The organism is Defluviimonas salinarum (assembly GCF_026013545.1).
Taxonomy (GTDB): Bacteria; Pseudomonadota; Alphaproteobacteria; order Rhodobacterales; family Rhodobacteraceae; genus Albidovulum; species Albidovulum salinarum.
Genome location: NZ_JAPDOG010000006.1, coordinates 32032 through 48791 on the forward strand (window position 1 = coordinate 32032; position 16760 = coordinate 48791).

At 68.2% G+C, this 16760-nt stretch carries 18 protein-coding genes; 5 read left to right on the forward strand and 13 right to left on the reverse strand.

The features are described from left to right. Positions 1 to 51: 51 nt before the first annotated feature. The 3 genes from OM960_RS08350 to OM960_RS08360 are packed head-to-tail and all read right to left on the reverse strand — an operon-like array spanning position 52 to position 2103. On the reverse strand, positions 52 to 918 hold the full coding sequence (locus OM960_RS08350; RefSeq protein ID WP_411709785.1) for a metal ABC transporter permease: 867 nt from the start codon (positions 916 to 918) through the stop codon (positions 52 to 54). Next, entirely contained in the window at positions 833 to 1603 is a 771-nt protein-coding gene (locus tag OM960_RS08355; RefSeq protein ID WP_263333922.1) for a metal ABC transporter ATP-binding protein, read from the reverse strand. Before OM960_RS08355 ends, OM960_RS08350 begins: the two co-directional genes overlap by 86 nt. Beyond that, a complete protein-coding gene (locus OM960_RS08360; RefSeq protein ID WP_264771647.1) occupies positions 1600 to 2103 on the reverse strand; it encodes a transcriptional repressor in 504 nt (167 codons plus the stop codon). Before OM960_RS08360 ends, OM960_RS08355 begins: the two co-directional genes overlap by 4 nt. 79 nt (positions 2104 to 2182) lie before the next feature. On the opposite strand from OM960_RS08360, the gene OM960_RS08365 reads away from it, so the two are divergent. The 3 genes from OM960_RS08365 (at position 2183) to OM960_RS08375 (ending at position 4158) form a co-directional block, all read left to right on the forward strand. Continuing rightward, the gene (locus OM960_RS08365) at positions 2183 to 3115 is read left to right on the forward strand and encodes a zinc ABC transporter substrate-binding protein (protein WP_263333925.1); all 933 of its coding nucleotides are present in this window, start codon (positions 2183 to 2185) and stop codon (positions 3113 to 3115) included. Positions 3116 to 3237: 122 nt separating this feature from the next. Next, positions 3238 to 3561, forward strand: a complete 324-nt coding sequence (locus OM960_RS08370; protein WP_264771648.1) for a DUF1330 domain-containing protein — start codon at positions 3238 to 3240, stop codon at positions 3559 to 3561. Positions 3562 to 3765: 204 nt separating this feature from the next. Then, positions 3766 to 4158 carry a cupin domain-containing protein gene (locus tag OM960_RS08375; RefSeq protein ID WP_264771649.1) on the forward strand — a complete coding sequence of 131 codons (393 nt, stop codon included), beginning with the start codon at positions 3766 to 3768 and terminating at the stop codon, positions 4156 to 4158. A 110-nt stretch (positions 4159 to 4268) separates the two neighbouring features. Here the strand turns inward: OM960_RS08375 and OM960_RS08380 are convergent, their stop codons facing one another. Beyond that, positions 4269 to 5027, reverse strand: a complete 759-nt coding sequence (locus OM960_RS08380) for a DUF1013 domain-containing protein (protein ID WP_263333930.1) — start codon at positions 5025 to 5027, stop codon at positions 4269 to 4271. A 124-nt stretch (positions 5028 to 5151) separates the two neighbouring features. Between OM960_RS08380 and OM960_RS08385 the strand changes: the two genes are divergently transcribed. Together OM960_RS08385 and OM960_RS08390 are read left to right on the forward strand one after the other, a co-directional pair. After that, positions 5152 to 5781, forward strand: a complete 630-nt coding sequence (locus OM960_RS08385; RefSeq protein ID WP_264771650.1) for a ribonuclease T2 family protein — start codon at positions 5152 to 5154, stop codon at positions 5779 to 5781. A 306-nt stretch (positions 5782 to 6087) separates the two neighbouring features. Then, positions 6088 to 7458, forward strand: a complete 1371-nt coding sequence (locus OM960_RS08390) for an FAD-binding oxidoreductase (protein ID WP_263333934.1) — start codon at positions 6088 to 6090, stop codon at positions 7456 to 7458. 111 nt (positions 7459 to 7569) lie between these two features. Here the strand turns inward: OM960_RS08390 and OM960_RS08395 are convergent, their stop codons facing one another. The 9 genes from OM960_RS08395 to OM960_RS08435 form a co-directional block, all read right to left on the reverse strand. Beyond that, complete coding sequence (locus OM960_RS08395) at positions 7570 to 8835, reverse strand: amidohydrolase family protein (protein WP_264771651.1); 1266 nt, start codon at positions 8833 to 8835, stop codon at positions 7570 to 7572. Next, positions 8836 to 9780 (reverse strand): ABC transporter permease, encoded by a 945-nt coding sequence (locus tag OM960_RS08400; protein WP_264771652.1) that lies wholly within the window; start codon positions 9778 to 9780, stop codon positions 8836 to 8838. Next, on the reverse strand, positions 9780 to 10829 hold the full coding sequence (locus OM960_RS08405) for an ABC transporter permease (protein ID WP_264771653.1): 1050 nt from the start codon (positions 10827 to 10829) through the stop codon (positions 9780 to 9782). The genes OM960_RS08400 and OM960_RS08405 overlap by 1 nt, the downstream gene beginning before the upstream one ends. After that, positions 10819 to 12363: an ABC transporter ATP-binding protein gene (locus OM960_RS08410; RefSeq protein ID WP_263333941.1), complete on the reverse strand. Its 1545-nt coding sequence runs from the start codon at positions 12361 to 12363 to the stop codon at positions 10819 to 10821. Before OM960_RS08410 ends, OM960_RS08405 begins: the two co-directional genes overlap by 11 nt. Beyond that, positions 12363 to 13388, reverse strand: a complete 1026-nt coding sequence (locus tag OM960_RS08415; protein WP_264771654.1) for a BMP family protein — start codon at positions 13386 to 13388, stop codon at positions 12363 to 12365. Before OM960_RS08415 ends, OM960_RS08410 begins: the two co-directional genes overlap by 1 nt. 156 nt (positions 13389 to 13544) lie before the next feature. Continuing rightward, complete coding sequence (locus tag OM960_RS08420) at positions 13545 to 14240, reverse strand: ABC transporter ATP-binding protein (RefSeq protein ID WP_264771655.1); 696 nt, start codon at positions 14238 to 14240, stop codon at positions 13545 to 13547. After that, positions 14227 to 14943 carry an ABC transporter ATP-binding protein gene (locus OM960_RS08425; protein ID WP_263334210.1) on the reverse strand — a complete coding sequence of 239 codons (717 nt, stop codon included), beginning with the start codon at positions 14941 to 14943 and terminating at the stop codon, positions 14227 to 14229. Before OM960_RS08425 ends, OM960_RS08420 begins: the two co-directional genes overlap by 14 nt. Further along, on the reverse strand, positions 14940 to 15881 hold the full coding sequence (locus OM960_RS08430; protein ID WP_264771656.1) for a branched-chain amino acid ABC transporter permease: 942 nt from the start codon (positions 15879 to 15881) through the stop codon (positions 14940 to 14942). The genes OM960_RS08425 and OM960_RS08430 overlap by 4 nt, the downstream gene beginning before the upstream one ends. Next, on the reverse strand, positions 15878 to 16759 hold the full coding sequence (locus OM960_RS08435) for a branched-chain amino acid ABC transporter permease (RefSeq protein WP_264771657.1): 882 nt from the start codon (positions 16757 to 16759) through the stop codon (positions 15878 to 15880). Before OM960_RS08435 ends, OM960_RS08430 begins: the two co-directional genes overlap by 4 nt. Between the last annotated feature and the right edge of the window lies 1 nt (position 16760).

The window sequence follows — 16760 nt, forward strand, 5'->3', positions numbered from 1 at the left end:
CCGCCCCCGCGTCTTCATCTTGCTCCAAATATCCCCGCCGGAGGCAAGAATCTAGCGCGCCGACCGCCCCGGGATCAGACTGAGACAGAAGATCGCGGCGGCCGCGGCGACGATCGACGGCCCGGCCGGCGTGTCGAAGCCGAGCGAGGCCCAGAGCCCCGCCAGGACCGCGACGATGCCAAGCCCGACCGCCCAGGCCGCCATCGCCTCGGGCGTACGCGCAAAGGCGCGCGCGCTCGCCGCCGGGATGATCAGCATGGCCGCGACGAGAAGCGCGCCGACGATCTTGATCGCCACTGCCACCACCAGCGCCAGCGCCAGCGTCAGCACCAGCTTCTCGCGCCGCGGATCGAGCCCGGCGGCCTGCGCCAGTTCCTCGTTCACGGTGGCGGTCAGAAGCCGGTTCCAGCGCCAAGCGAGGAGCGCCAGCACAGCCGCCGCGCCACCCCAGATCCAGACCAGGTCGCCCCGCGTCACCGACAGGACGTCACCGAAGAGATAGGCCGAGAGGTCGACCCGCACCCCCTTGAGGAACGAGACAGCGACCAGTCCGAGCGCGAGCGCCGAATGCGCGAGTACGCCGAGAGCAGTATCGGCGGTCCGGCCCCGCCCGCTCAGCCCCGCCACCGCAAGCGCCATCGCGAGCGCCACGACGCCGGTGCCGAAGGCCACCGGCAGCTCGGTCGCCAGCGCCAGCGCGACGCCGAGCACCGCGGCATGGGCGGTCGCATCCCCCATATAGGCCATCCGCCGCCAGACGACGAAGGCTCCCAAGGGTCCCGCGGCCAGCATCAGGCCGATCCCGGCCAGGGCCGCCCGGATCAGGAAATCGTCAGGCATCCTCGGCCTCATGCGCGTGATCGTGGTGGTGATGATGGTGCGGCCCTTCGCCGTGGTCATGGTCATGGTCATGCTCATGGCGATAGAGCGCCAACGCCCCGCCGGTGCCGTGACCGAAGAGCGCCCGGTACTCCGGCGCCGCCGACACGACCTTCGGCGCACCCTCGCAGCAGACATGGCCATTGAGACAGATCACCCGGTCCGAGGTACTCATCACCACATGCAGGTCATGGCTGACCATCAGCACCGCCGCGCCGCTCTCCTGCCGCACCTCCTCGAGAAGCCGGTAGAAGGCGGCCTCGCCGATCTGGTCGAGGCCCTGGGTCGGCTCGTCGAGGATCAGGATCTCGGGCCGGCCAAGCAACGCCCTCGCCAGGAGCACCCGCTGCAACTGGCCGCCCGACAGGGCCGACATCTGCCGCGCCCCGAGCCCGCCGACGCCGGTCCGCTCCAGTGCCGCCGCGGCCTCGGCATCGGCGACGCGGCGCGGCAGCGACAGGAAGCGGCGCACCGTCAGCGGCAGCACCGGATCGATCTGCAGCCGCTGCGGCACGTAGCCGATCCGCAGCCCCGGCCGCCGCACGACCGCGCCCGCCGCCGCCGGCTCGAGCCCGATCAGCGCCCGGACCAGCGTCGACTTGCCCGAGCCGTTCGGCCCGAGGATGGTCACGATCTCGCCCGCCCGCACGGCGATGTCGACATCCCGCAGCACCGGGAGCGCCCCGTGGCGGACCGCGAGGCCGCGCGCCTCGATCAGGGTCATGCCGCCGTCTCCCGGCAGGCCGGGCAAAGGCCGAGCGCCTCGATGTTCATCCGCTCGACCGAAAAGCCGATCGTCGTGGCGGCGCTGTCCATCGCCGCCCGCACCGCCTCGGCCGGGGCTTCCGCGACCGCACTGCAGGAGCGGCAGATGAAGAAGGCCGGGCTGTGCGCCTCGCCCGGATGCATGCAGGCGGCGAAGGCATTGAGCCGCCGGATCCGGTGCGCGAGCCCCTGGTCGACGAGGAAATCGAGCGCCCGGTAGGCCACCGGGGGCTGGTTGCCGAACCCGTCCTCGGCGAGCCGCTCCAGCACCTCGTAGGCCCCCATCGCGCGATGCGATTCGAGCAGGATCTCGAGCGCCCGCCGCCGGACCGGCGTCAGCCGGGCGCCGCGGTCCGCGCTCACCGCCTCGGCGCGGCGCAGGACATCGCCAGCACAATCCGCATGATCATGGGCCTCGAAGGCGAGGCCCGGGTCGGAGGATCTGCGCGGATCGGTCATCTGAGGGGACTTTCGGGTTGACATGTTATGCTATAACATACAAGACACCCACCCGAGCCGCAATCCCCGATGGATCCCGATGCGCCTGACCGTGCCCCTCCTCGCCGCCCTGACGCTCGCGGCCACGCCGCTCAAGGCCGGCCCGCTCGCGGTCGTGACCGACATCCCGGTCGTGCAGTCGCTGACCGCGCTGGTGATGGGCGATCTCGGCACGCCGGCGCTGCTTCTGGAGGCCGGGGCCGATCCGCATGACTTCCAGCTTCGCCCTTCTCAAGTTCGCGCGCTGCAGAGCGCAGAGCTCGTGATCTGGGTCGGGCCGGAGATGACCCCCTGGCTCGAGCGGGCACTCGCCGCCGCCCCCGAGGTCACCACGGTATCGCTCCTCCACGACAAGTCCACGCATCTGCACCATTACGGCGAAGAGCCGACCACCGAGGTATCGCATGCGGATCACGGATCGACGCACAGCGAAGACGCGCACGGCGCGGAGGGAATCGACCCCCATGCCTGGCTCGACCCCGACAACGCCGCGCTCTGGATCGGTCTGATCACAGACGCGCTCGTGGCCCGTGATCCCGGCAATTCGGTCGCGTACCGGGCCAATGCCTCGCTGGCGCTGATGCGGATCAAGACCATCGACCAGGCGCTCGCCAAGCGCCTCGCCCCGCATGGCGACGCGGGCTTCGTCGTCGCCCATGACGCCTACGGTTACTTCGCCGAGCACTACGGGCTGACGGTCACCGCGAGCCTCGCGTCGGGCGACGCGCACGAACCGGGCGCCGCGCATCTGTCCGAGGTGCGCGGCCACCTCGAAGCCGGCGTGGCGGACTGCATCTTCGCCGAGATCGGGCGCGACCCGGCCCCGGTCGAGACACTCGCCGAGGGCACGCCGGTCCGGATCGGCGCACCGCTCGACCCCGAAGGGCGCGGCGAGGCGACCGGGGCGGAACTCTACCCGGCGCTGCTGCAAAACCTCGGCACCGCCATCGCCGACTGCCTGGATGCCGACTGAGGCGGCTGGGACGGGTCGTTGGCTCCGGGCAGTTAGCCGTTCGGTCTTCTGCCCACTGTGATATTCGGAATTTGCGCGGCGCGAACCCCAAGGCTACGCTTGGCTTGCGAATGTGTTCGGGAATGGGTGACCGCATGCCTGCATATCTTATCGCCGACGAGACAATCACGGACCCGGCCGTCTTCGAAGAGTATAAGCGGGCGGTTTTGCCTTTGATCAGCAAATACGGCGGGCGCTTCCTTTCTCGTGGAGGAGATCTGGAAGTACTGGAGGCGGGGAGAGATTGGACGCCCGATCGCATGGTCATTATTGAGTTTCCCAGCATGGCGGCGCTCAAGGAATGGTACGACTGCGCCGACTACGCGCCGGTTCGGGACATTCGCTTCCGCTCGGCCACAAGCACTTTGGTCGCGCTCGATGCCGGTTCGGCCGGTACAGTTGCCTGATCGGGAAGTGCGACACGGCTGCGGATCGAAACGCTAGCGGTCAAGCCTGGCTTCGAACCAACGCGCAACCGATCTTCGTGCGAGGCCGCGCAGTGTACGACAAGCAGGGCATTGCAGAGGCAATCACCTGTCCAAGATTGCCGGGCGCGTTCAAGGCCACGTCGTCTTCCGCATGTACCAACCGCTGAAAAGGGGAGATTTACTGTGGAGCTGATCGATCATTGCAGCCAGCCCCGCCGCGAATGGCGTCCAGGCGTTTTGACGCGCATGCGCGTCTCGGCGCTGACGGACGCCTCGGCGCTTTCAATCTTTGAACAGTGGTGTGAGCCAGGACTCGGCGCCCCCACCCATTGGCATCCGGCCGAAGAGGTTCTGACGGTGTTATCCGGCGTGGCCGAGATCTGGATCGACGGCGAACGGGTTCGTGCGAATGCAGGTTACTCAGCGCTGATACCTGCGAAACGACGCCACGGGTTCCGCAATTGCGGCGACGGCGAACTGCACATGTTGGCCGTTCTCGCTTCGCCCATATTCGAAGCGCAATTTGATGGAAGCACAGAGGTCACACGTCGCTGGATGCCGGGAAGCGAGGTGTAAGCCGCGCCAGCCGAGACCGGGCGGACAATGGGACGGAACGCGTCCCATTGCGGACCAATACGCCGACCGGCCAAGACAAACCCCGGCGCGGGGCCGGGGTTTTCAGCGGATCACTTGTCGTCGTCTTCGTCGTCGTCATCGCCATGCGGCAGGTTGAAGAAGCTGTCGGCATTGGAATAGTCTGCCGGGTTCTTCTCCTCGTCGTCCTCTTCGGACTTTGACAGCGAGAAGTTCTCGAGCCCCGCGATCGACGAGGGGATCTTCGGCTCGGTCGACATGCCGAGCGACTGCTCGGTCGAAACCAGCTTGCGACGCTCGTCGTCGGTCATCACCGAGCCCTCGGCGGCGCGCTTCTTCGCGGCCTTCTGGACGGCGGCGTCCAGTTCCGACTGGCGGCAGAGGCCGAGCGCCACCGGGTCGATCGGCGTGATGTGGTTGATGTTCCAGTGCGTCCGGTCGCGGATCGAGGCGATGGTCGGCTTGGTGGTGCCGACGAGCTTGCCGATCTGGGCATCCGCGAGCTCGGGGTGGAACTTCACCAGCCACAGGATCGCCGCCGGCCGGTCCTGCCGCTTCGACAAGGGCGTGTAGCGCGGACCCCGACGCTTCTCCTCGCCCACCGAGGCGGGGTTGAACTTCAGCTTCAGCTTGTGCAGCGGGTTCTTCTCGCCCTTCTCGATCTCGGACGCGTCGAGCTGGCTGTTGGCGATCGGGTCGAATCCCTTGACGCCCGCGGCCACGTCGCCATCGGCGATGCCCTGCACCTCGAGCTCGTGCAGGCCGCAGAAATCGGCGATCTGCTTGAAGCTCAGCGTCGTGTTGTCCACCAGCCAGACGGCCGTGGCCTTGGCCATGAGCGGTTTGGTCATAGGCGTCTCCTTTACAAATCTCTCCCGCGCCGGGAAAACGGCCGCGACCCTCGGGCCGCCTTTCCTCGTTTTCGGGGAAGTTCAGCGGCTATATAGTCCTTCCGGGCAAAGGAGGAAAGAGAAAATGCGCTGGCTTGCCGCCCTTGCCCTGCTGGCCACACCAGCTCTCGCCGAGGGCGAGCCGGCGGGCGCGTTCGACTACTACATCCTGTCGCTCTCCTGGTCGCCAGGCTATTGCGCGCTGGAGGGTGACGCGCGCGGCGACAAGCAGTGTGATCCGGGCCAGGCTTTCAGCTTCACCCTGCACGGGCTCTGGCCGCAGTTCGAGAGCGGCTGGCCGAGCTACTGCCGCACCGCCGAGCGCGATCCCTCGCGCCGCGAGACGCGAGCGATGGCCGACATCATGGGCTCGGCCGGGCTCGCCTGGTATCAGTGGAAGAAACATGGCCGCTGCTCGGGCCTCGCCCCGGACGCCTACTTCGACACCGCGCGACGGGCCTACGGGCAGGTCCGGATCCCAGAGCTGCTGGCCCGGCTCGACCGCGACCTGCGCCTGCCGGCGGAGGTCGTCGAGGAGGCCTTCATCGAGGCCAATCCCGGACTCGCGCCGCCGATGATCACGATCACCTGCAAGGCCGGGCGGATCCAGGAGGCGCGGATCTGTCTCACGCGCGATCTCGGCTTCCGGCCCTGTGGCGCCGACGCGGCGCGTGACTGCCGGATGCCCGACGCGCTGCTGGAGGCGGTGCGTTAAGGCATCTGGTGCGGGACGATGTTCATGTGAACCTCTGAGGCTTCCAAGAGACCTGAGGTCCGATTCCGATTCTTCATGGCAGCGATGAGGAGAGACAGAAGCGTAGGGCGCTTTCGATCGGCCTGCGGTAACGGGCGCGGGTGTCGTCAGGGCCACCCTCAAGAGGCTGCTCCGTCGAGTTCGACATGTCTGCCTTAGGGTTGAGTCGAAGCGTCCCATTCACCCAAGTATTTATGGTAAAATTGAAAATTGCTCCGGGACGGTCCCGGCGCAGGAATAAGAGGATTCATCCTCGGGGGGGATATCATGACCGCTAGGACAGCGAGCGAGCTGCGCGAACTCATCAGGGGCGACGTGATCGTTCCGGACGACGCGGAGTTCGAAGCGGCCCGCAAGGTTCACAATGGCATGATCGACAAGCGTCCGGCGGTCGTCGTGCGCGTGGCGAATGCCGGCGACGCGATGACGACCGTCAACTTTGCCCGCGACAATCGCCTGGACCTGTCGGTTCGCGGCGGCGGGCACAGCGGACCGGGGTTCGGCACCAATGACGGCGGGGTCGTGCTGGACTTTTCCCGCATGCGCGGGGTCCGGGTCGATCCGGTCGCCCGGACCGTCCGGGCGGAGGGCGGCACGACCTGGGGCGATTTCAACGCCGCGACGCATGCCTTCGGGCTGGCCACGACCGGCGGCGTGATCTCGACAACCGGCATCGCCGGGCTGACGCTCGGAGGCGGCATCGGCTATCTGTCGCGCGGGCACGGGCTGTCGCTCGACAACCTGATCTCCGCCGACGTGGTGACCGCCGATGGCAGGATGGTGATCGCGAGCGAGAACGAGAATGCCGACCTCTTCTGGGCGCTGCGCGGCGGCGGCGGAAACTTCGGGGTCTGCACCTCGCTCGAATACAAGCTGCAGCCGCTCCAGAACGTCTACTGGGGGCCGATGTTCTACGAGATCGAGGAGACCGAGAACATCTTCAAGTTCTACCGAGACTACATCAAGACGGCCCCGCGCGAGATGGGCTGCTTCCCGGCGTTCCAGATCGCGCCGCCGCTGCCCTTCATCCCGGAGAACCGGCACGGCGACATGTTCGCCGCCATCGTGGCCTGCTGGTCCGGTGACCCGGCGGAGGGTGAGCGCCAGTTCAAGGCGTTCCACGAAGTCGCCGAGGTCAAGGCCGAGATGGTCGGCCCGTTGCCCTACCCGGCGATCAACGGCGCCTTCGACGGGCTGTTCCCGACCGGCATCCGCCAGTACTGGAAGGGCAACTTCGTCAAGGAGCTGACCGACGAGGCGATCGCCGCCCATGTGAAGCACGGGCCGAACGCGCCGACCGTCAGCTCGACCATGCACCTCTACCCGATCGACGGCGCCTGCCAGGATGTGGCCGCCGATGCCACGGCCTTCGGCCACCGCGACGCGAACTTCTCCATGGTCATCATCGCCGCCTCGGACGATCCGGCGCATGATGCCGCGCATACCAAGTGGGTGCGGGATTACTCGGACGCCGTGGCGCCGCATTCCGAGCCCGGCGGCTATATCAACTTCATGGACGACGACGACAGCGGGCGGGTGCAGGACAACTATGGCGGCAACTACGAGCGGCTGGTCCAGATCAAGCGCCGCTACGACCCCGACAACCTGTTCCGGATCAACCAGAACATCGCGCCCTGACGGGGGCTTCCTGTAAGCGCCCTGGCGGGGTGTTCCGTTCGCGGAGCCCGGGGGAAAGCGATCCTGCCGATCGCGCGGGCACTGACTGTCGCGGTCGGCGCCCCGCTGGCCTCAGTGGCGGCGGCGCAGGGTTTCCGGGCGGCCGGGAAGTGACAGACGGGCGTCGCCTCGCGCGCTCCGGGCAATCACCTTGCCCTTGGCGATCACCGCGAGGCGGGCGGCGCGGAGCCTCAGCGCCTCGGTCGGGCTGGCGGCGTCAAGGATGACGAGCGAGGCCACGTCGCCCTTCTTCAGCCCGTAGCCCTGAAGCCCCATGATCCGGGCGTTGGCATTGGTCACCATGTCGAAGCAGCGCGCCATCTCATCCGGATGGGTCATCTGCGTGACGTGGAGCCCCATGAAGGCGACGTCGAGCATGTCGGCGGTGCCGAGCGAATACCAGGGGTCCATGACGCAGTCCTGGCCCCAGCCGACGGTGATGCCGTGGGCCTGCATCTCCTTCACCCGCGTCAGGCCCCGGCGCTTCGGATAGGTGTCGTGGCGGCCCTGAAGGGTGATGTTGATGAGCGGATTGGGGATCGCCGCCATGCCGCTTTCGGCCATCAGGGGCAGGAGCTTCGAGACGTAGTAATTGTCCATCGAATGCATCGAGGTGAGATGCGAGCCGGCCGCTCTGCCCTTCAGCCCGTGGCGGGTGACCTCGCGCGCCAGCGTCTCGACATGGCGGCTCATCGGGTCGTCGGTCTCGTCGCAGTGGAGGTCGAGCATCAGCCCGCGTTCGGCGGCGATGCGGGCAAGGTCGGCGACGCTCTCGCGGCCCTCCTCCATCGTGCGTTCGAAGTGCGGAATGCCGCCGACGACGTCGACGCCGCGGCCGAGCGCTCGGATCAGGTTCTCGCGGCCCGTCTTGGTGCGGTAGAGCCCGTCCTGGGGAAAGGCGACGAGCTGGAGGTCGATATATCCCGCCACCTGCCGCTTCACCTCCAAAAGCGCCTCGACGCCGCGCAGTTGGTCGGGCGTGGTGTCGACATGGGAGCGGATCGCCAGAAGCCCCATCGAGGCCGCCCAGTCGCAATAGGTGAGCGCGCGGGAAACCATCTCCTCGACCGTCGCGATCGCGCGGAGTTCGCCCCAGAGTGCGATGCCCTCAAGAAGCGTGCCCGAGGCGTTCACCCGGGGGATGCCATAGGAAAGCGTCGCGTCCATGTGGAAATGCGGGTCCACGAAGGGCGGCGAGACGAGGTCGCCGGTGGCGTCGATCACCTCCGTCGCCTCGGCCTCCACCCGGCCGGTGGCGGCGATGCGGTCGCCGGTGATGGCGATGTCGGAGACCGTGCCGTCGGGGAGCGTGCCCCCTTTGATCAGAAGGTCGAACATCTAGCGTTCCCCCTTGTTGAACGGGACCATCAGCGCGGCCGGCACCTCGGCGCGGCGCGACATCAGGATGAGGGCGAGGATCGATAGGACGTAAGGCACCATCAGGAACACCTGGTAGGGCACGACCGCGCCCATCGGCGTCTGCTGGAGCCTGACCTGCAGCGCGTCGAAGGCGGCGAAGAGGAGCGCGCCGAGGGCTGCCTTGCCGGGCCGCCAGGCGCCGAAGACGACGAGCGCGATGCAGATCCAGCCGCGGCCGTTGACCATCTCGAAGAAGAAGGACGAGAAGGCCGACATGGTGAGGAACGCGCCGCCCACCGCCATCAGGCCGGAGCCGACGATCACCGCGCCCATGCGGATCGCGGTGACGGAGAGGCCCTGCGCCTCGACCGAGGCCGGGTTTTCGCCCGCGGCGCGCAGGGCGAGGCCGAGCGGCGTGCGGTAGAGGGTGAAGGCGACGACGGCGATGAGGGCGAAGGCGAGGTAGGTGAGCGGGGTCTGGGCGAAGAAGGCCGGGCCGATGAGCGGGATCTCCGAAAGGTAGGGGATCGCGAAGGGCTGGAAGGGCGTGATCTTCGGCGGCGAGGTGACTTCGGGAAGCGATATCCGGTAGGCGAAGCTCGCGCTCGCGGTGGCCAGAAGCGTGACGCCGAGGCCGACGACATGCTGGCTGAGGCCGAAGGGCACGGTGAGCGTGGCGTGGAGGAGGCCGAAGAGCATGCCCGCGAGCATCGCGACGAGGACGCCCGCCCAGAGGCCCGCGCCGAGATAGACCGCCATCCAGCCGGCGAAGGCGCCGATCACCATGATCCCCTCGATGCCGAGGTTGAGCACCCCGGCGCGCTCGCAGATGAGCTCGCCCAGCGTGGCGAAGATCAAGGGCGAGGCGATGCGGACGGCGGCGGCCCAGAAGCTCGCGGTGAGGAGGATGTCGAGGACCTCCATCAGCGCCACCTGATCCGGGCGCGGGTGAGGCGGAGCGCCAGCACCATGGTCAGGAGCGCGGTCGCCGTCAGGATGTCGGCGATGTAGGTCGGCACGCCTGCGGCGCGGCTCATGCTGTCGGCGCCGACGAAGACGCCGGCGACGAAGAGCGCGGAGAGCACCACCCCGAGCGGATTGAGAAGCGCCAGCATCGCGACGATGATGCCGGTGTAGCCGAAGCCCGGCGAGAGGTCCAAGGTGAGGTTGCCCTTCAGCCCCGCGACCTCGGAGAAGCCCGCGAGCGCGGCGAGCCCGCCCGAGAGGAGCGCGGTCTTGACCATGACGCGGCCGACCGGGATGCCGGCGAAGCGCGCGGCCTCGGCGTTGAGGCCGACGGCGCGGGTCTCGTAGCCGAGCGTGGTGCGGGTCTGGATCACCCAGACCGCGATGGCCGCGAGGATCGCCAGCGCGAAGCCCCAGTGCAGGCGCAGCCCGTCGACGATGCGCGGCAGGCGGGCGGCTTTCTCCAAGGCTGGGGATTTCGGCCAGCCCATGCCCATCGGGTCCTTCATCGGCCCTTCGAGGAGGTAGGAGACGAAGAGGAGCATGATGAAGTTGAAGAGGAGCGTGGTCACGACCTCGTCGACGCCGAGGCGGGTCTTGAGGAGCACCGGGCCGAGGAGGACGAGCGCGCCTGCGAGCATCGCGGCGAGGGCGATAACGGGGAGGAGGAGCGCCGAGGGCAGCGGCAGCGCCCCGGTACCGAGGAGCACGGTGACGATGGCGCCCGCGTAGAGCTGGGCCTCGGCGCCGATGTTCCAGAGCTTCGCTCGGAACGCCACGGCGACGGCGAGGCCGGTGAAGATGAGCGGCGTCGCGCGGCTCAAAGTTTCGAGAAGTGCAAATTTTGACCCCGCAGCGCCCTTCAGGATCAGTCCCAATGTTGCAAAAGGATTAGCGCCCGCAAGGAGCGCGAGGAGCGAGGCGACCAGAACGGTGAGCGCCAGCGCGGTGGCGGGCAGGCCGAAGCGGCGGAGCGCCGTGGGATTGGCGATCGGCTCAAGCCGCATCGGCGCCTCCGTCGAAGCCCTGCCCCGCCATCCAGATCCCGAGCTCGGCCGGGGTCTTGGTGCCGCGCGGGAAGGCGGGCGAGAGCCGGCCCTCGTAGATCACATGGATGCTGTCGGAAAGCGCCATGATCTCGTCGAGGTCCTCGGAGATCAGGAGGACCGCCGCCCCTCGGTCGCGGGCGGCGATGAGCTGGCCGTGGACGAAGGTGACGGCACCGATGTCGAGGCCCCGGACCGGCTGGTTGGCGAGGATGATCTTCGGGCCCGCTTCGAGCGCGCGGCCGAGGATCAGCTTTTGCATGTTGCCGCCGGAGAGGAGCCGGATCCGCGCCGAGGGTCCCGGGCAGCGGACGTCGTAGGTGTCGATGATCTTCCGCGCGAAGCCCTCGGCGGCGGCCCAGTCCATCCAGCCCTTCCGGCTGTAGGGGGCGGCCTCGTAACTTTCCAGCACCGCGTTCTCGGTCAGCGAGAAATCGGCGACGGTGCCGGTGCGGTGGCGGTCCTCGGGGATGCGGGCGATGCCGGCGGCAAGGGCGGCGCGCGGCGACCAGTCGCCATGATGCGGCGGAGTCAGGTCCATCGTACCGCTGGCGGGTTCGTCGAGCCCGCCGATGAGATCCGCAAGCGCGGCCTGACCGTTGCCGGAGACGCCCGCGAGGCCGGTGATCTGGCCCGCGCGGAGCGTCAGGTCGATGCCCGCGAGCCCCGGCGCATTGCCGCGCCGGGCCGTCGTCACCCGCCGCAACGTCAGGAGCGGGGCGCCCGGGTCACGCTCTGCGAGTTTCGGCGCGGTGATCTCGGCGCCGACCATCATCTCGGCCAGCCTGTGGCGGTCGGTGTCGGCGGTCGCGACCTCGCCCGCGAGGCGGCCATGGCGCAGCACGAGGACGCGCGAGGAGATCGCCATCACCTCGTTCAGCTTGTGCGAGATGAAGATGACCGAGAGGCCGAGTTCAACGGCTTTCCGCAGCGTCTCGAAAAGCGCCGCCGTCTCCTGCGGGGTCAGGACGGCGGTCGGCTCGTCGAGGATCAGGATGCGGGCGTCGCGGTAGAGCGCCTTGAGGATCTCGACCCGCTGGCGCTCGCCGACCGAGAGCGCGCCGACGCGGGCGTCGGGGTGGACGGCGAGGCCGAAATCGGCGGAGAGCTTGGCGACCTTCGCCCGCGCCGCCCCGGTATCGAGCCGCGGCGAGAGCAGCGAGCCGGTGCCGAGGAGGATGTTCTCCAGCACCGTCATATTGTCGGCGAGCGTGAAGTGCTGGTGCACCATGCCCACCCCCGCCGCGAGGGCGGCGCGGGGATGGCCGGGCGGCAACCGCCGCCCGAACACCTCGACGGTTCCCGCATCGGCGGTGTAGTGGCCGAAGAGGATGTTCATCAGCGTCGTCTTGCCGGCGCCGTTCTCGCCGAGAAGGGCGACGACCTCGCCCTTCCGCAGCTCGAACGAGATCGCGTCGTTGGCGAGAAGCGCCCCGAACCTTTTGGTGATGCCGTCGAGGCGGAGGACGACCTCCGCCCCCTCGCCCCCAGCCATCAGGAGGACTTCGGCTCTTCGTCGTTGATCTCGACGGTGAAGCTGCCGTCCTTGATCGCGGCCTCGCGCTCGGCCACCAGCGCCATTGCCTCCGCGGGCACCTTGCCCTCGAACGTGCCGAGGGGGGCGAGCGAGCAGCCGCCTTCCTTGAGGAAGGAATAGGTGCCGTAGTTGTCGGCCTTGAAGCTGCCGCCGGCGACCGCGGCGAGGGCGGCGTTCAGCGTCGGTTCGAAATGCCAGAGCGCGGAGGCGACGACGGTCTCGGGGTAGTCCCCTTGCGTGTCGATCACGTTGCCGACGGCGAGGATGCCGCGTTCCTGGGCCGCGTCCGAGACGCCGAAGCGTTCGGCATACATGAGGTCCGCGCCGTTATCGATCATGGCGAAAGCGGTCTCCTTGGCCTTCGGCGGGTCGAACCACGAGCCGATGAAGCTCACCTGGAAGGTCGCGTCGGGCTTGGTCTCGCGCACGCCGGCCATGAAGGCATGGATCAGCCGGTTGACCTCGGGGATCGGGAAGCCGCCGACGACGCCGATATTGCCGGACTGCGTCATCGCGCCGGCGATGATGCCGGAGAGATAGGACGCATCCTGGATGTAGTTGTCGAAGACGGCGAGGTTCGGATGCGCCTCGTCATGGAGGAACGACGAGCCGAGGAGAAACGCCGTCTCGGGATATTCGTCGACGACCTCGCGCGCCTCCTGCTCGACGCCGAAGATCTCGCCGATGATGAGCTTTGCGCCCTGTTCGGCATATTCGCGCATGACGCGGGGATAGTCGGTGTTGGTGACGTTCTCGGTGAAGGTGTATTCGGCGCCACCGGCCGCGACGGCGGCCTCGGCGGCGACATGGATGCGGCTCACCCATTGCTGTTCGACCGGCACGGTGTAGATGCCCGCGACCTTGATCGGGTCGGCGGCGAGAAGTCGTTTCGGCAGTCCGACGATCCCGGTCGCGGCGACGGCGCCCGCACTCGCCATGAGGTGCCGCCGGCTCAGCCCGGCCGGCTTGATCCTTCCAGTCATGTTCAACTCCCTGTCGGTTTGTTGCACTCCCTCGCGAAAATTTTTATCAATTGGTAAAGTTTTTTCAGATTCGCGCAAGAAAATTCTAAGCCAGCGGCGGCAAAAGGGAATGCCGGTCTTGGGCCGCGCATTCCGGGCCGCGACCGGCCTGCCCGCTCAGACGCCGACATAGGCGGCGAATTGCGGCGCATCGGCGCGAAGGCCGGCCGCCGGGACGGTTTCGGCGACGCTGCCGCCCGTCATGAAGGCGATGCGGTCGGCGACCGACAGGGCCGCATCGACGCGCTGCTCGACGAGGATCGTCGCGACGCCGGTTTTCTTGAGCGCCACCACGGTGTCTCGGATCAGCGCGATCATCGAGGGCTGCAGCCCCTCGGTCGGCTCGTCGAGAAGGAGGACCTTTGGCTCGAGGCAGAGCGCGCGGGCAATGGCGAGCATCTGCTGCTCGCCGCCCGAGAGCGTGCGCGAGACTTGCCCCATTCGCTCGCGGAGCCGGGGAAAGAGCTCCAGTACCCGGTCGCGGGTGCGGGCGTCACGCTTGCGGGTCATCAGGCCGATCTCGATGTTCTCGGCCACGGTCAGGTCGCCGAAGAGCCGCCGCCCCTGCGGCACATAGCCGACGCCCTGGCGCGGCACCTCGTGCGCGGGCAGGGTTTCGAGCCGGGCTCCGTCAAGCTCGATGGTCCCGGCGCTGGCGCGGAGCTGACCGATGATGGTCTTGAGCGTGGTGGACTTTCCCGCACCGTTCCGGCCCATCAGGCAGAGGACCTCGCCCGCCGCGACGGAGAGGGAGAGCCCGCGCAGCACCTGGACGGCGCCGTAGCCCGCCTCGATCCCCTCAAGCCGCAGCATGCGGATCCCCCAGGTAGGCCGCCTGCACCGCCTTGTCGGCGCGGATCGTCTTCGGCGTGCCGGTCGCCAAGACCTCGCCGAAGTTCAGCACAGTGATACGGTGAGCGAGGTCCATGACCACGTCCATGTTGTGCTCGATGAGGAGCACCGTCGCCTCCGGCACCACGCCGCGCACGATGTCCTTGAAGGTCTCGATCTCGCCTTGCGCGAGGCCCTGCGTCGGCTCGTCGAGGATCAGGAGCTTTGGCTTCAGCGCGAGGCCCATCGCCACTTCGAGAAGCCGCTGGTGGCCGTAGCTGAGGGTGCCCGCGATCTGGTCGGCGCGCGCCTCGAGCCCGACGCGGGTCAGCGCCTCGGTCGTGTCCTCGGCAAGACGGCGGGAATGGCGGCTCTGGACCGCGAGGGCGACGTTGTCGAAGACCGTGAGCGCGCCGTAGACTTGGGTGATCTGGAACGTATAGGCGATGCCCGCGCGGACGCGGGCATGGGCGGGGGTGCGGGTGATGTCGCGCCCGGCGAAGCGGATCGTGCCGGACTGGACCGGGATGCGGCCCGAAAGGAGGCTCACGAAGGTGGTCTTGCCGGCGCCGTTCGGGCCAATGAGGGCGTGGATCTCGCCCTCCTCAAGGTCGAAATCCACCCCGTCGACGGCCTTCAGCCCGTCGAAATGGCGGGTGAGCCCGCGCGCCTCCAGAAGCGTCACGGCAGCCATCTGAGCCCCCGTTCGCGGAGCGTGCCGAGGATGCCCTTCGGCGCGAAGAGGATGAGCAGGACCAGAGCCGCGCCGGTGACGAACTGGTGGGCGTCGGTCACCGAGGAGGCGTAGTCGATGAGGTAGAACATCAGGAGCGCGCCGAGGAACGGGCCGATCACCGTGCCCGCGCCGCCGAGAAGGACGTAGAGAAGCGGCAGGATCGAGTATTGCACCGAGGCGAGGCTCGCCCCGGCATAGCCGAACATCAGCGCGTAGGCCGCGCCGGAGAGGCCGGAATAGAGGCCGGAGATCGTCAGCGCCGCGAGCTTCACCGTGAACGGGTTGTAGCCGAGCATGCGGCTTCGCTCCTCGTTCTCGCGCATGGCCACCATGATCCGGCCGCGCGGCGAGCGGGCGAGCCAGAGGTTGACGAGAAGGGCTGCCGCGAAGAGCGCGAAGGCCACGAGGTAGCGGGTGTTGTCGTCGGAGAGGTCGAGGCTCCCGAGCATCCGCCCCGCCCTCGGGATCACGATGCCCTCGTCCCCGCGGGTGTAGCTGCCGAAGTAAAGCACCGTCAGGTAGCCCGCCTGCGCGAACATCAGGGTTACGATCATGAAGGCGACCCCGGCTGTGCGGAGCGCGAAGAGGCCGAGCGCGAAGGCCACGAGCCCCCCGGCGGCGAGCCCGGCGATCAGGCCGGTCCCCGCCGTCCCCTCCGCGTGATAGGCGAGAAGCCCGGCGGCATAGAGCCCGGCGCCGAAGAAGAGCGCGTGGCCGAGGCTCAGGAGGCCGGTGTAGCCGAAGGCGATGTTGTAGCCCATCGCGTAGATCGCGAGCACCATGATCCGGGCGATATTGGTGTGGTGATAGGCGGGCGCCGCGAAGTGGAACGCGAGAAGTGCCGCGAGGAGGCCGAGATGGAGAAGGAGCGCCCGGTCGAGCTTCATGCCGCGCGCTTTCCGAAGAGGCCCTGGGGCCTGAGCACGAGGATCAGCGCGACGGCGAGCGTCGCCACGATCTTGGCCAGCGTCGGCGCGAAGAAGGTGGAGATGACGCCGTCCGAGAGCCCGATGACGAGGGCCGCGACCAGCGTGCCGCGCAAGCTGCCCAAGCCGCCGATGATGACGACGATGAAGGACAAAAGCAGGGGATCGCCGCCCATCAGGTAGTGCGCCTGCTGGATCGGCACGATGAGGACAGCGGCGATGGCGGCAAGCCCCGCCCCCATCGCGAAGACCCCGGCATAGACCCTGTCGACATTGATGCCGAAGGCCCGCGCGGTGTCGCGGTCGATCTGGGTGGCCCGCATGATCAGCCCGGCGCGCGTGTGCCTGAGGATCAGCCAGACCGCCAAGAGCACCAATGCCGCCGCGGCGACAACCGCGAGCTTGTAGCCGGAATAGCCGAACCACGGCAGCTGGATGCGGAAGTTCAGCGGTGCCGGGACCGGGCGCGCGTCGGGGCCGAAAAAGCTCAAGGCCGCCTGTTCGAGGATGTAGAGGAGCCCGATCGTCGCGACGATGGTCGCCTCGGGCTCGTAGTTCAGCCGTTTCAGGACGGCGGTATCGGCGGCCGCCGCGATGGCGCCGACGATCAGCGGGCAGAGGACGAGCGCCACGGCGAAGGAAAGCGCGGGCGGGCCCGGCACCCATTGCGAGACGAACCACGCCAGCACCGCGCCCAGCATGAAGAAGGCGCCGTGGGCGACGTTCACCACCCGCATGATGCCGAACACCAATGACAGCCCGGAGGCCGTCAGCGCGAGGACCGCGGCGGTGACAAGGCCCTCCATCAGGGCGAGAAGCAGGAAGGGTCCGAAATCCACG

What these genes read in the sequence shown, in the direction of transcription:
- OM960_RS08350 (WP_411709785.1), bottom strand. Translation starts at nt 918, where the DNA reads ATGAGCATGACCATGACCATGACCACGGCGAAGGGCCGCACCATCATC.
- OM960_RS08355 (WP_263333922.1), bottom strand. Translation starts at nt 1,603, where the DNA reads ATGACCCTGATCGAGGCGCGCGGCCTCGCGGTCCGCCACGGGGCGCTC.
- OM960_RS08360 (WP_264771647.1), bottom strand. Translation starts at nt 2,103, where the DNA reads ATGACCGATCCGCGCAGATCCTCCGACCCGGGCCTCGCCTTCGAGGCC.
- OM960_RS08365 (WP_263333925.1), top strand. Translation starts at nt 2,183, where the DNA reads ATGCGCCTGACCGTGCCCCTCCTCGCCGCCCTGACGCTCGCGGCCACG.
- OM960_RS08370 (WP_264771648.1), top strand. Translation starts at nt 3,238, where the DNA reads ATGGGTGACCGCATGCCTGCATATCTTATCGCCGACGAGACAATCACG.
- OM960_RS08380 (WP_263333930.1), bottom strand. Translation starts at nt 5,027, where the DNA reads ATGACCAAACCGCTCATGGCCAAGGCCACGGCCGTCTGGCTGGTGGAC.
- OM960_RS08385 (WP_264771650.1), top strand. Translation starts at nt 5,152, where the DNA reads ATGCGCTGGCTTGCCGCCCTTGCCCTGCTGGCCACACCAGCTCTCGCC.
- OM960_RS08390 (WP_263333934.1), top strand. Translation starts at nt 6,088, where the DNA reads ATGACCGCTAGGACAGCGAGCGAGCTGCGCGAACTCATCAGGGGCGAC.
- OM960_RS08395 (WP_264771651.1), bottom strand. Translation starts at nt 8,835, where the DNA reads ATGTTCGACCTTCTGATCAAAGGGGGCACGCTCCCCGACGGCACGGTC.
- OM960_RS08400 (WP_264771652.1), bottom strand. Translation starts at nt 9,780, where the DNA reads ATGGAGGTCCTCGACATCCTCCTCACCGCGAGCTTCTGGGCCGCCGCC.
- OM960_RS08405 (WP_264771653.1), bottom strand. Translation starts at nt 10,829, where the DNA reads ATGCGGCTTGAGCCGATCGCCAATCCCACGGCGCTCCGCCGCTTCGGC.
- OM960_RS08410 (WP_263333941.1), bottom strand. Translation starts at nt 12,363, where the DNA reads ATGGCTGGGGGCGAGGGGGCGGAGGTCGTCCTCCGCCTCGACGGCATC.
- OM960_RS08415 (WP_264771654.1), bottom strand. Translation starts at nt 13,388, where the DNA reads ATGACTGGAAGGATCAAGCCGGCCGGGCTGAGCCGGCGGCACCTCATG.
- OM960_RS08420 (WP_264771655.1), bottom strand. Translation starts at nt 14,240, where the DNA reads ATGCTGCGGCTTGAGGGGATCGAGGCGGGCTACGGCGCCGTCCAGGTG.
- OM960_RS08430 (WP_264771656.1), bottom strand. Translation starts at nt 15,881, where the DNA reads ATGAAGCTCGACCGGGCGCTCCTTCTCCATCTCGGCCTCCTCGCGGCA.